Origin of the sequence: Pseudomonas sp. SBB6, assembly GCF_024213215.1 — a bacterium.
In the GTDB taxonomy this organism is placed as follows: domain Bacteria; phylum Pseudomonadota; class Gammaproteobacteria; order Pseudomonadales; family Pseudomonadaceae; genus Aquipseudomonas; species Aquipseudomonas donghuensis.
Genome location: NZ_JANAVH010000006.1, coordinates 19557 through 32146 on the forward strand (window position 1 = coordinate 19557; position 12590 = coordinate 32146).

9 protein-coding genes are annotated in these 12590 nt (G+C 61.6%); 2 read left to right on the forward strand and 7 right to left on the reverse strand.

Annotated elements, in window-relative coordinates:
• The first annotated feature begins 188 nt into the window (after positions 1 to 188).
• Positions 189 to 401, forward strand: coding sequence for a hypothetical protein (locus tag NLX68_RS13610; RefSeq protein ID WP_036994446.1), 213 nt, complete (start codon positions 189 to 191; stop codon positions 399 to 401).
• A 12-nt stretch (positions 402 to 413) separates the two neighbouring features.
• On the opposite strand, the gene NLX68_RS13615 is transcribed toward NLX68_RS13610, so the two are convergent.
• The 7 genes from NLX68_RS13615 to NLX68_RS13645 form a co-directional block, all read right to left on the reverse strand.
• On the reverse strand, positions 414 to 629 hold the full coding sequence (locus tag NLX68_RS13615) for a hypothetical protein (RefSeq protein ID WP_254284431.1): 216 nt from the start codon (positions 627 to 629) through the stop codon (positions 414 to 416).
• A 115-nt stretch (positions 630 to 744) separates the two neighbouring features.
• A complete protein-coding gene (locus NLX68_RS13620) occupies positions 745 to 2343 on the reverse strand; it encodes a methyl-accepting chemotaxis protein (RefSeq protein WP_254284432.1) in 1599 nt (532 codons plus the stop codon).
• A gap of 166 nt (positions 2344 to 2509) precedes the next feature.
• The gene (locus NLX68_RS13625) at positions 2510 to 2914 is read right to left on the reverse strand and encodes a TraR/DksA C4-type zinc finger protein (protein ID WP_254284433.1); all 405 of its coding nucleotides are present in this window, start codon (positions 2912 to 2914) and stop codon (positions 2510 to 2512) included.
• A 284-nt stretch (positions 2915 to 3198) separates the two neighbouring features.
• Positions 3199 to 4866 (reverse strand): NahK/ErcS family hybrid sensor histidine kinase/response regulator, encoded by a 1668-nt coding sequence (locus tag NLX68_RS13630; RefSeq protein ID WP_254284434.1) that lies wholly within the window; start codon positions 4864 to 4866, stop codon positions 3199 to 3201.
• A complete protein-coding gene (gene ercA, locus NLX68_RS13635) occupies positions 4850 to 6013 on the reverse strand; it encodes an alcohol dehydrogenase-like regulatory protein ErcA (protein ID WP_254284435.1) in 1164 nt (387 codons plus the stop codon). Before ercA ends, NLX68_RS13630 begins: the two co-directional genes overlap by 17 nt.
• Before the next feature lie 124 nt (positions 6014 to 6137).
• Positions 6138 to 6209: a pyrroloquinoline quinone precursor peptide PqqA gene (gene pqqA, locus NLX68_RS13640; protein ID WP_009394664.1), complete on the reverse strand. Its 72-nt coding sequence runs from the start codon at positions 6207 to 6209 to the stop codon at positions 6138 to 6140.
• 110 nt (positions 6210 to 6319) lie between these two features.
• On the reverse strand, positions 6320 to 7840 hold the full coding sequence (locus NLX68_RS13645) for an aldehyde dehydrogenase family protein (protein WP_254284436.1): 1521 nt from the start codon (positions 7838 to 7840) through the stop codon (positions 6320 to 6322).
• Between the two features lie 205 nt (positions 7841 to 8045).
• Between NLX68_RS13645 and NLX68_RS13650 the strand changes: the two genes are divergently transcribed.
• Entirely contained in the window at positions 8046 to 12557 is a 4512-nt protein-coding gene (locus NLX68_RS13650; protein ID WP_254284437.1) for a hypothetical protein, read from the forward strand.
• Positions 12558 to 12590: the final 33 nt, after the last annotated feature.

Genomic DNA, 12590 nt, shown 5'->3' on the forward strand with positions numbered 1-12590 from the left:
CAAAGCAAGGCGCAGGAATACTTACCCATTGCTGCAAGCCTTGGCCCGTTTGCAGATTTTCAGCGGATTTCCTTAATCGGAAACGCTTTTTCTGACAGCACTATCGCAACAAAAGTGCGATAGATGAGAGCAAGCCCTTCGACAGGGCAGACCCCAGGAAATCATCCATCGCACACAGGGAAGCGAATATGCACGAAAACACTGAATTCCGTCGAGAGGCTAGAGGTGTTTCCTACACGGAATATGCAGCTGGGTACAACCTGAACAGGCCGCCGCGCTTTGTCGTGGTCCCCGCCGGCATCGGCTTCTTTCATATCACCGAACAGGCAACCGGTCGGGTCAAAGGCTTTCGCCGTGAGCATACTGAAGCCTGCGCGCTGGCCCGCCACCTTGAAAATTGAACCCTGTCGGCCTCACCCGGCCTGACGCGCGACGTCAGGCCGGCCCGCAATGTTCATCTGTTCCAGCCAGGCAGCACGGCACTCCTGGGCCTCATTGCGACAGGCAAAGGCAGTGCCGCGCCGCTCACCGTTGACCAGCACGACCCAACACACGCGCTTGCCCTGCGCCTGTAGCGACGTTGGCACGCCGCTGCCAATCATCACCGCCACATCGACTTGGCTATTCATCAATCCCTCCGGAATTTATTAGCAACCTAACGATGTACGCATGATAAGACCTGCCCGTGCGCAGAAAAAGCCAGCCTGCGCACAGCTGTTTTACATCGCAGGTAACAAAGCCCTGTCAATTCTGCTGAGGCCGGTAGCCCAGGCGCAAACCACCCCAATGCCTGCCTTGTACCTGGATCGGTACCGACAGGTCGTGCATCAGCTCGCCCGTATCGCGGGTATAGGTTTGCAACAACACCGCCTGTTGATGACTACCGCAACGAATACCGGTTCGGTCGTCGAACTTGCGCTTGCTGCGGTTGTGCGCGGTGTCCAGGGCCTGATCTCCGGTCAACGGCTGATTGAAGGCGTTGTTATGAGTAGGCACATAGCCCTGCTGGGTGCAGGCTATGGCGAACACCAGGCCTTCATGCTGTTTGAGCAGCGGCTCCTGGATCGTCGGCAGGACCTGGTCGGTGTACTGATCGAAGCGGGTCCGGTAGCGTGCCGGTGAGGTGCCCGGCAGTTGCTGGTAATGACGATCAAACAGGTCTTCGAGGCTGATCCGGCCCTGAGCGATATCGTTTTCGAACTGTGCGCCAATCTGCTGTGCGCCTTGGCGGGCCAGGTCGTAAACGCGCTGGTGATAGTCATCCAGGCCGACCTCGGCCAGGCGCTCGCTGATACTTTCGGCCTGCCCTTCCAATTGCACGGCAGCCTGGGCCAGGCACTGGGTTTGCTGGTCGCTGACCTGCAGGTCGCTGCGCATCCGTGCGACCGCCTCGAACAGGCTGTCCAGTTGTAGCCGATTGGTCTCGGTGCCCTCGGCAATCTCGCCGATCTGCTGCTCGACCCCGGCGGCCAGCCCGGCGATGCTGTCCAGTTGCTCTCCGGTGTGCTCGACCTGGTCCACGCCACTGTGCAGGTCATCCGACAGCTCACGGATCTGCTCGACCACCTGAGCCGTACGTTGCTGAATGTCGGCAACCATCTGCCCGACTTCTTCGGTGGCGCTGGCAGTACGGCCAGCCAGCCCACGCACCTCGTCGGCGACCACGGCAAAGCCGCGCCCATGGTCACCGGCCCTGGCCGCTTCGATCGCAGCGTTCAAAGCCAGCAGGTTGGTCTGGCTGGCGATGGTCTGGATCACCAGGGTGACCCGGGCAATGTCCTCGCTGCGCTGGTGCAGGGCTTCGATCAACTCGCGACTGGCGGTGGCCCGTGAACTCAGGTGATGCATGCGCTGGATCGACTCGGCCAGCACCGTACGCCCGGCAGCGCTGCTTTCGTGGGCGCTGCGGGCAGCGACCAGGGCCTGCTGGCTCAACTGTGAAGTAGCCTTCTCGGTACCGATCATCACTTCGGCACTACTGACAATCTGCGCTGCCGCGTTCAGTTGCGATTGCAGCTTGTCCGCCAGCTGTTGCACCGAGAACGCCACGCCAGCTGCCGACAAAGCGTTGTGGCTGGTGGTGCGGGAAAGGTCGCGGGTCAGCTCGGCCAACGGCTCGTTGGTTATCTGCGGCGCGGCCGAGGCTTTGCGCAGGCGCGGCAACCACAGCGCCAGCAAGGCCAGGGGCAGGCAGATATAGAACGAAAGCTCGGCAAACGCCATGGCTGCCAGCAACCCTGCCAGCACCAGGCTCTGCAAAACCGAGTCTGACCACCGCACATCGTTGTCCGGGGCAGCTTGCCCTTCAACCACGGCGCCGGGCAGAGATCCTTCTCGCATCATGTTTTGGCTCCATCGCAACACATCTTGTTGTGCGGCCATTAAACGCCACTATTAGGCCATTAGCCATGCTTCCTTGGATGTAAGACTGCCGCTGTTGATACAGGGCAAGAAAAACAAAACCCCCGAAGATCGCTCTGCGGGGGTTTTGTCGGACACCTGCGCGGTGTCAGGCCTGACGCTGGTGCTTATCGATTTGCTCGTGCCGCTCTTGAGCTTCGATGCAGTACTTGGTGGTCGGGCTGATCAGCAGGCGTTTCAAGCCAATGGGCTCACCACTGTCGTCGCACCAGCCGAAACTTTCGTCGGCAATCCGGCCCAGGGCCATTTCCAGCTGTGGCAGCAGACGCTGATCGCGCTCGATCGCGTTGACCAGCCAATGGCGCTCTTCTTCGACCGAGGCGGCGTCGGCAGGATCGGCAGGCGTGTCCAGGCTTTCGATGGTTACACGGTTTTTCTCGATGCGCTCATGGGTCTCGACCTTCATCGACTGCAGCAGATCGGTGAAGAAAGCCAATTGCTCAGCGTTCATGTAGTCATCGGCCGGCATGGCCAGCAACTTTTCCTTTGTCATTGATTTCTCTATAAAAAATACGTGCATTAAGGCGAATCGGGTGCTCCTGGCGAACAGCTCGCCAGCAGCGGAATTCTTCAAGCACCATCCGGCACTCAATTTACAGGGGGCGGCAGTCTAAGGCCGAGATTCACACTGGGCAACAGAAATGACGGTGGATTTGACCGAAAAGGCGCTAATGGCCCTCCCCCGGCGCTGGTTTATAACAAAAAAACTGCGCCGTAGGCGCTTTCCCGGGGACAAACGGTAACTCTCCGACAAAAACCTTGTAACAAAGATCCCTTTCAACTCAGCAACTGGCTCAATACCGCACGCAACTTGCCCGGTTTCACCGGCTTGTTCAACAACGACGCACCCAGGCGTTGCATGGCACGACGGCTCTGGTCACTGCGATCGGCGGTGATCATCACGGCAAAGATACTCTGGGCGAAATGCCGGCGTAAATCTCGCACCACTTCGCAGCCGGTCACGCCGTGATCCAGATGAAAGTCAGCCAGGATCAGCTCCGGCGCCCGGCCTTCGAGCACCTCCAGGGCACCGGTAAAATCGCTGGCGGTGAGCACTTCACAGCCCCACTGGCGCAGCAGTGCGGCCATGCTGTGCTGAATAGTCAATTCATTGTCCACCACCAACAGGCGGCGCCCGGGCAACGGATCGCCCACGCTGGGCTGTGCCAGCGCCGACAGGGGCGCCTCGCTCGGCGCCTCGTTCGAGAGCGGCACATCGATACTGAACACCGAGCCGCGCCCCGGCCAGGAGCGGACCCTGACCGGGTAATCGAGTATCCGCGCGATCCGTTCGACAATTGCCAGGCCCAACCCCACCCCTTTGCGGTCGGCAGCGCGGCCGACGTCCAATTGGTTGAACTCAAGGAAGATCGATTCAAGACGGTCGGCGGCAATGCCCCGGCCAGTGTCCCAGACTTCCAGACGCAGGGATTCGCCGCGCCGCCGCGCACCGAGCAGGATGCGTCCATGCTCGGTATAGCGGCAGGCATTGCTGAGGAAGTTGCGCAGGATTCGCGTGAGCAGGCGCAGGTCGGTGCGTATTGCCAGGCGCGCGCTGCGCATGCGCAGGCTGAGCCCGGCGGCCTCGGCGACCGGCTGGAACTCCGAGGCCAATGGCGCCAGCACGTCATCCAGGCGGTACAGGTCCAGGTCCGGCTTGATCGTCGCCTGATCCAGACGGGAAATGTCCAGCAGGTCGGTCAGCAGATCTTCGGCGCCCTCCAAGGCCTGATGCGCTCGCTCCACCAGCTGCTGCTCGCTCGTGGGCAGAGGCCGTTCGCGCAAGGTCGAGATCAATAGCCGTGCAGCATTAAGGGGTTGCAACAGATCGTGGCTGGCCGCTGCCAGGTATTTGTCCTTGCTGCGGTTGGCCGCCTGGGCGGCGTCACGGGCTTCGATCAGCTCATTGGTGCGCTCGGCGACCCGTTGTTCAAGCTGGTCGTTGAGTTGCTGCAGGCGCTCCTGGGCCAGCTTGCGCTCGGTGATGTCGGCGACAAAGCCCTCGACCACCCCCTCTTCGTCCGGACGCAACAACAGGTTCATCAGTACATCGATGTGGCTGCCATCACGCCGGCGCAACTGGGTTTCATAGCCAATCAGCGCCTGCTCGCGCTGCAGCACCTGAGCGATGGCCAGTAGCTCATCCTGGCCGCCAGCGAACAGATGGCTGGCCAGATCGTTGCGCGACAACACCAGTGCCTGGGCGTCCGGGTAACCCAGCATGCGCGCCAACGCCGGATTGGCCGCACGCATGCCATCCTCGAGGCTGGCCTGAAAGATGCCATGTACCGCATGCTCGAACAGCCACTTGTAGCGATTGCGTTCGGCTTCCAGCTCTTCAAGGCGCACCGCCAGTTCCGGGTAGTGGCTCTTGCGTACGGTGTGGTTGCTCAGCCCCAGCAGCCCGGCCAGGGCGTCGCCCGCTGGCTCAGAGGGCCTCGCCATACACCACCTCGACATCACGCTGGCTGGAGCTGCGCGGATTGGTCAGGATGCACGGATCATCCATGGCATGCTGGGACAAAAAGGGAATGTCGGTCATGCCGACGCCATGCAGGCCAAGGGTTTCGTGAAAGCCCACGGCATGCTTGAGCGCAATCAGGTGCTCGACCAGGCGCTGGCTGACCTGCTTGTGACTCAGGCCTCGGCAATCGATACCGAGGGTTTGCGCGATGACCTTGAAGCGCTCCGGTGCGGCGCTGTAGTTGAACGCCACCACATGCTCGACCAGCACCGCATTACACAGCCCGTGAGGCAAATCGAGAAAGCCGCCCAGGCTATGGGACATGGCATGCACCGCACCAAGAATCGCGTTGGAGAACGCCAGCCCGGCCTGCATGCTGCCGAGCATGATCTTCTCGCGCAGGGCGATGTCGGCGGGGTTGGCGATCATCTGCACCAGGTTGCCGTTGATCAGGCGCATGGCCTCCAGCGCATGCGGGTCGGTCAGCGGCCCGTGCCCGGTAGAGACGAACGCCTCAATGGCATGCACCAGCGCATCGATGCCCGTACAGGCCGAGAGGAACGGGTCCATGCTCAGGGTGGTTTCTGGGTCAATCAGCGACACATCCGGCACCACCGCCTTGCTGACGATGGAAAATTTCATGCGCTCTTGCTGGTTGGAGATGATCACGAACTGGGAAACGTCGGCGGAGGTGCCGGCGGTGGTCGGGATCAGGATCAGCGGTGGGCTCGGCACGCGGATGGTGTCGACCCCTTCGAACTCGAGAATGTGCCGACCATGGGCAACCACGATGCCGATACCCTTGGCGCAATCCATGGGGCTGCCGCCACCGACCGCGACGATCACATCGCACTGTTCGCTACGGTAGCGCTCGGCACCGGCCATGACCTCTTCAACCCGAGGGTTGGGGGATACTTCGGTGAACAGACAGTAATCGATACCCTGGCCCTGCAGGCTGGCTTCGATATCGGCCACCCAGCCGGCGGCGATCACCCCTGGGTCGCTGACCAGCAGCACCTTGCGCGCGCCAAAGGTCTTGGCGTAATTGGCGACATGATGACGGCAACCGGCGCCGAAGATGATTTCCGGAGAGACGAACTTACGCAACTGGCTCAGCTTCGGGCTCATGGGACGCCTCTATTCTTGTTGTATTAGCGCCAGCCTAAAGCATCCCCCTTCGATTGCAATCAGACCATCGGCGGGCAGAAACAGAAGCGCCGACCGCTGCAAGCAGCGACCGGCGCAAGAGGGATCAACGATTGGCGAAGTACATGGTCACTTCAAAACCGATACGCAGATCAGTGAACGCAGGCTTTTTCCACATAGGTCCATCCTCTTCTGGCACCACAGGATTGCGGTGCGCCTATTAATACACCGTTGCCGGTGCGGGTCGAATGCTACTTTGGAACCGTTTCTTTCAGGTTATCCGGGCCTTCAGAAGAACCCCAGCGGGTTGACGTCGTAACTCACCAGCAGGTTCTTGGTCTGCTGGTAGTGGTCGAGCATCATCTTGTGGGTCTCGCGGCCGACCCCGGATTTCTTGTAGCCACCGAACGCGGCGTGGGCCGGGTACAGGTGGTAGCAGTTGGTCCACACCCGCCCGGCCTGAATGCCGCGGCCCATGCGGTAGGCGCGGTTGATGTCACGGGTCCAGACCCCGGCGCCAAGGCCGAACTCGGTGTCGTTGGCAATCGCCAGGGCTTCGGCTTCGTCCTTGAACGTGGTCACGCCGACCACCGGGCCGAAGATTTCCTCCTGGAACACGCGCATCTGGTTGTGGCCCTTGAGCAGGGTCGGCTGGATGTAATAGCCGCCGGCAAGATCACCGCTCAAGCGTTCGCAATCGCCGCCAGTGAGTACCTGGGCGCCCTCTTCGCGGGCGATCTGCAGGTAGGAAAGGATCTTGTCGTATTGCTGCTCGGAGGCCTGAGCGCCGACCATGGTCTCGGTGTCCAGCGGGTTGCCGCGCTTGATCTGGCTGATCTTCTTCATGACCTGGGCCATGAACGGCTCGTAGATCGACTCCTGGATCAATGCCCGCGACGGGCAGGTGCACACTTCGCCCTGATTGAAGAACGCCAGCACCAGGCCTTCGGCGGCTTTTTCGATGAACGCGGGCTCGGCCTGCATGATGTCTTCGAAGAAGATGTTCGGCGATTTGCCGCCCAGCTCCACCGTCGAGGGGATGATGTTCTCGGCAGCGCACTTCATGATGTGCGAGCCCACCGGGGTAGAGCCGGTGAAAGCAATCTTGGCAATACGCTTGCTGGTGGCCAGGGCTTCACCGGCTTCGCGGCCAAAGCCGTGGACGATGTTGAGCACGCCAGCGGGCAACAGGTCACCGATCAGTTCAGCAAACACGGTAATCGACAGCGGCGTCTGCTCGGCCGGCTTGAGCACCACGCAGTTGCCGGCGGCCAGGGCCGGGGCGAGTTTCCAGGCGGCCATCAGCAACGGGAAGTTCCAGGGGATGATCTGCCCGACCACGCCGAGCGGCTCATGGAAGTGATAAGCGGCAGTGTGCTCGTTGATCTCGGCGGCGCTGCCTTCCTGGGCACGGATGCAGCCGGCGAAGTAACGAAAGTGATCGGCGGCCAGCGGTACGTCGGCATTCAGGGTTTCGCGGATGGCCTTGCCGTTGTCCCAGGTTTCACTCAGGGCCAGCACGTCGAGGTGCTGTTCGATGCGATCGGCAATCTTCAACAGGATCCGCGAGCGCTCCTGCACCGATGTGCGCCCCCAGGCTGGCGCCGCGCCGTGGGCGGCATCCAGGGCCAGGTCGATGTCAGCGGCAGCAGAGCGCGGGAACTCGGCAATGGCCTGGCCATTGACCGGCGAGCTGTTGCTGAAGTACTGGCCTGTCAACGGGGCCACGAATTCGCCGCCGATGTAGTTGCCGTAGACAGCCTTGAAACTGATCAAGGCATCAGGTGAGCCAGGGGGCGCGTAGATCATGGGGGGCCTCATGTGCGGTGCGGGCCTGTCGGCATGACAGGCAGTTGAGCCGATGGTAAGCAGCCGCACGGCAGGCGCGAATCGGTCCTTGGCAGGTGCCGTCTCGTCAATTGGTAGTAACGCCTGGGTGGTAACCGGCTACCGCCTGCTCATGCGGGCGCAATCGTCTTATGTGGCCCCCCTTCTTTTTTGGAAGCCTCGCCAGATGACCGTCCCTTCCCTCCATCAGTCCATTGCCGAGCAGGCGACCTTGAGCTGCGCGGTTGCCAAGCGCTTCGTCAAGCGTCCCGCCCTGCTCGAAATCGCCGGCCAGATCCTGCTTGAGCACTGGGGCCAACGGCGACTGCCACTGCAACACAATCCGCTGACGCTCTATCTGATCAGCCACACCGAACCTCATGTTCATATCCGCCAGTTGCCTCAAGTCCTGATCGAGCGATACTGCCTGGGCAGCACCTTGAACCTGAATGACGGCGAGGACTATCTCAGCCGCTACCCGCAACAGGGCCAGGATGTACAACTCAATGTCGACCTGCATACCCTTGAACTGCTGATCAACGAGTGTGGCCCCTTGATCGTCGAAGCCTTCCTGCAGGCGCTGGTTGATTTCTGGAGCTTGAGTGACGAGCGCGGTGAAACGCCCTGGGGCTGGTACGCCAGCTACCTGCAAAGGCTGATGAAGAATGCGATCGATGTCAGTGTCAACGCCGGCAAGCTGACCCTGGCTCAAGCGGCTACCGCCGGCATCGTTGCGGCCTTTCCGACACCGTGGCAACGCAGCCGGTTTGCCAATCTGCAAGGCTTGAGCGTCCAGCAGGTGACGGTAGACCTGACGCCAGCACAGGTTATCGATGCCGACCTGTCCAGTGCCTTGCTGATCGAAGATTTTCCCGATCCACCAAAAGCTCAAGTGGCCATGCTGTTTACCCTGGTGGGTGCGCTGGCGCCCTTCGAGTCAACCCAGGGTTTTCTCGACATGCTAGCGATGAACTGGCCCAGGTCGTTGCTATCCACGGCTCCACAAGCGCAATTCAGCCAACCGCCGACATCGGCCTTCGAGGCCCAGGCCGCCGGCTTTCTCAAACAACATTTGCGCTTGATCGAAGTCATCGCCTTGGCATCGAGAACGCCTGAGCAGGCGGCAGCGCTCAACGCCATCATCGATCGCTCGACCTCGATGCTGGACCTGTGTACCGCCCAGGAGCTGGAGCGACAGAACAAGATCGCCTTGCTGCTGCCGGCATGGCTACTCGACAGCGAACTGGCCATCCGCTACAGCACCTTGTTGATCAATCAGGCGCAATCACATCGAGAGGCCGCCGGTAAAACCTGGCGTGATGACATCGACACCGCCGAGGTCTTCGCCTGCAAGGCCCTGGACGCGAGGATCGAGCACGATCACCCCGGTGCGGGATTCAATGCCAGCGACGTAATGATCACCAATCATCAAGTCATCGCCAGCGCCATCCCCGGGCAAGGCAGCCTGATCACCGATGGTGTCGTCAAGGTCGTCAACTTTTCCCTCGCACAGCTGGCCATCGACAACCTCGGTGTGCTGGCCGCAGGCACTGTGAGCCTGCAGTTACTCAGCGGTGCCCACCTGCCCGAGTGGATGAATGAAGCCTATGTGCGCACCTTGGTGAGTGAGCTGGACATCGGCGGGCAGTATCCGCAGACCTTGCAACGGCAATTGCTCGACGACCCCGATCAGGTGCAGGCGCGGCGGGCGCTGTTCAGTACGCAACTGAAGACGCAATTGCCGCTGCTGGCGCTGGAGCTGCATCTGCGCGACAAGCGCATCAGCCTGCCGGCCTGCCAGGCGGTGGACGCTCTGTTCGCCCAGGCATCGCCAGGGGCCTTCGTACTCAGGCCCCTGACGCTGCTGCGCGCAAGCGGCGCTACTGCCGATACGCCACTCAATGCCTGGCTGATCGAACCTGGCGATATCAGGCAAGGCCCTTGCGTGCTGTATCGCCCATTGCATACTGAACCGCTGTTGGAGTTTCACGACCGGATTGCCCTGTTCGACGCGCTCGCCGGCACCGGTCCGTTGCAGGATGACTTGCTCGACCGCCTGCCTGAACGTACGCGTCCGATTTATGCCAAGGGCGGCCTGCGTGAGCCGCACATTCACCGCTTCGTCCCTGGCGCCGAGTTCGAACAACTGCAGATACCTGCGCCTGCCAGCCTGGGTGTGGCCCTGGCCAAAGGTGCAGTGCACGACCTGATCTACCAGGCCAGCGCCCAGGAGCTGGTCGATCGGGCCAAACGCCACTCGACCAGCACCGCACAATCGCGTTGGGACGCCTGGAAGCAACTGGGTTGGCTGATGTTCAACACCTTGCTGCCCTTGTTCGAGGGCAGTGTGGCCAAGATTGCCTGGATGATCCAGGTCCTCGACAGTGCCGAGCGCCTGCTGGTGAGCGATGTACAAAACAGTCCCGGTGAACATCGCCAGGCGTTCGCCGACCTGCTGATCAACATCGCCATGGTCCTGTTCGTGCACGCCACCCGCCGGCTGGGCATCAGGCCAGAGGCGCCGTCGCGCCCCCCCTATGCACGGGTGCCGGCAAAGCCGTCAGTCACCCCGCCGCTACCCGAACCGCAGGCCGAGCTGACCTTCAGCTGGGCGCGCCCCGACCACCGCCTCACAGCCGAGCAGAGCAACCGCCTGGAAAGCCTGGCCAGCCCGCTGTCGCCCTCAATGCTCGGTTCCCCCATCGCGGACGGCACGCTGCAGGGCCTGTACCTGCACAACGAACAACTCTATTTCGCCCAGGGCGCTCGCGCCTATCCAGTGCAATTCGATGCCGCCGTCGACCAACCGCGCATTATCGCCGGGCCCTGGCTGAGAAGAGATGAGGCCCTGCGCTGGACACTCGATCTGCGCTTGCGCCTGCGCGGCGGGCAGCCTCTGCGCAATCGCCTCAAGTCCGCTGACCTGGAGCAGTCGATCGACAGCCTGGATCAGACATTACGCACGCAGCAAGCCGAGGCACTGGCCAGCCAGCAACGTCTGCAGGCATTTGCCCGGCAGCTCACCGACGACACCGACCCGCGCATCCTGCAAGGCTATCTGGGCAAGATGGAAACGTTGTCCCAGGACTTCGAACGACACCGAGAGACGCTGCGTGAACGCAATGAAAAACGCCCCCTCAATCAGTACAAGACACTGCAGGCAAAAGCCCTGTTTGAACGAGCACGTTGCCAGCTGTCCATGCTTTCGACCCTGGGCAAACTGTACAAGCCGTTGCGCCAGCGCTTTGTCCAGTCGGTCAGGGAAACCGACGGAGCCTTGCCTGAGCCAGGCGCAAGCGAGCATTCAATGCAGGTCGATCTGCTCGACCAGATCGACCACTTGCTCGGCAAACTGATCAGCCATAGCGAAACCCTGACCGCTACCCGCGAGCAACTGCACAAGCTATCCAGCATCCGTCAACCCACTATCCAGATGATGGAACTGAGCCTCAACGAACCGGCCACCCGCCCCGCATCGCGGTTGTACTGGTACACCCTGCGCAGCGAGGTGATGAGCAACCGCTTGAGGCTGGTGGAGGCAAGCGAGGATGCCAGCGAAAGCGATTACTGGCTCGAACACAGCTGGCGCAATATCGAGCAGGGCATGCTGCAGCGCATGAACCTGCAGGCCTTGAGCCGTGAGCAGGCAGAGGTTCATGCCCGCGTGCTGGACAACATCCAGCGCCATTTCAGCACGGCGCTGCGCCAGCTGGGCAATCTGAAAAACCTGTTGCCCGGTCAGCAGGCCGCCGACAGCCTGGTGTCCAGGCTCGAAACCGACCTGACCTTGATGCTCAAGGAAACCCGCGCCGACCTTGACGAATACCCGCAACCGCTGCTTGAGCGCAGCAGCCTGCGTCAGTTGCACCGGCAAGTGCCAGGGCTGATCGAAACCCGTGATGAGGGCGTGCTGCTAGGACAACAGCGGCGCGACAGTGAAGGTATCGTCGACATCCACAACCCACAGGACGACAGTATCCGTGCGTCCTACCGTGAAGATCCGCTTACTGGGACCTGGGAGCCCATATCCCCCGAGCAAGCGCTGCCCCCACAGGTCGCAGACGCCGATCTGAGTGCCCTGCTGCGTGAAGGCATGCGCCTTGCTGCACTCGCCAGGCAAGATATCCAGCGCCTTAAAAACCAGGGCAGAAGCACCTACCTGCCAATCGAAATCGAGGAAATAGCCGGTCGCCGACGGCGTGCACTGACCGCGCAGCGCCAGGCCATCGAACGGGCGCTGACGCGGAACAACCAGACCGATCAGGCGGCCGGTAACACGGATGCAGCATTGCAGATCAAGCTGCTGGATGAAGTCGCTGACGAACTGTTGCACACCGGCGAGCAACTGAGGGTAGAGGCCGCCCTGGCGCAAGCGCCGAGCATGCGCGAGCTGGAGTACCTGCTGGGCAAGGGCCAGGTGAAACTCAAGCGGCTGGTCAAGCGCAAGCCGCTGGCCAGTACCCGGGACTGGGCGCAGGAGTACCTGGATGAGTACGTGGTGCTGCACGCCAACAAACCCTTGTGGTATGCGCACTTTCACTACGCGGCCGAGAACACCCCGGTCGACGACTTCAAGGCCGCGCACCTGAAGCTTGCCAGTCAGCGCTATGACCGCGGGCAGTTCGTCGAAGGCAACAAGGTGGTGCACCGCGGGCCGATAAGCCTGGCGGCGGCTCGGCAATGGTTTTTCAAGGAGTGACGGGAGAAAACCGGGCGCTGGCAGCAGCGCCCG

What these genes read in the sequence shown, in the direction of transcription:
- ercA (WP_254284435.1), bottom strand. Translation starts at nt 6,013, where the DNA reads ATGAGCCCGAAGCTGAGCCAGTTGCGTAAGTTCGTCTCTCCGGAAATC.
- NLX68_RS13610 (WP_036994446.1), top strand. Translation starts at nt 189, where the DNA reads ATGCACGAAAACACTGAATTCCGTCGAGAGGCTAGAGGTGTTTCCTAC.
- NLX68_RS13650 (WP_254284437.1), top strand. Translation starts at nt 8,046, where the DNA reads ATGACCGTCCCTTCCCTCCATCAGTCCATTGCCGAGCAGGCGACCTTG.
- NLX68_RS13625 (WP_254284433.1), bottom strand. Translation starts at nt 2,914, where the DNA reads ATGACAAAGGAAAAGTTGCTGGCCATGCCGGCCGATGACTACATGAAC.
- NLX68_RS13645 (WP_254284436.1), bottom strand. Translation starts at nt 7,840, where the DNA reads ATGATCTACGCGCCCCCTGGCTCACCTGATGCCTTGATCAGTTTCAAG.
- NLX68_RS13615 (WP_254284431.1), bottom strand. Translation starts at nt 629, where the DNA reads ATGAATAGCCAAGTCGATGTGGCGGTGATGATTGGCAGCGGCGTGCCA.
- NLX68_RS13620 (WP_254284432.1), bottom strand. Translation starts at nt 2,343, where the DNA reads ATGATGCGAGAAGGATCTCTGCCCGGCGCCGTGGTTGAAGGGCAAGCT.
- NLX68_RS13630 (WP_254284434.1), bottom strand. Translation starts at nt 4,866, where the DNA reads ATGGCGAGGCCCTCTGAGCCAGCGGGCGACGCCCTGGCCGGGCTGCTG.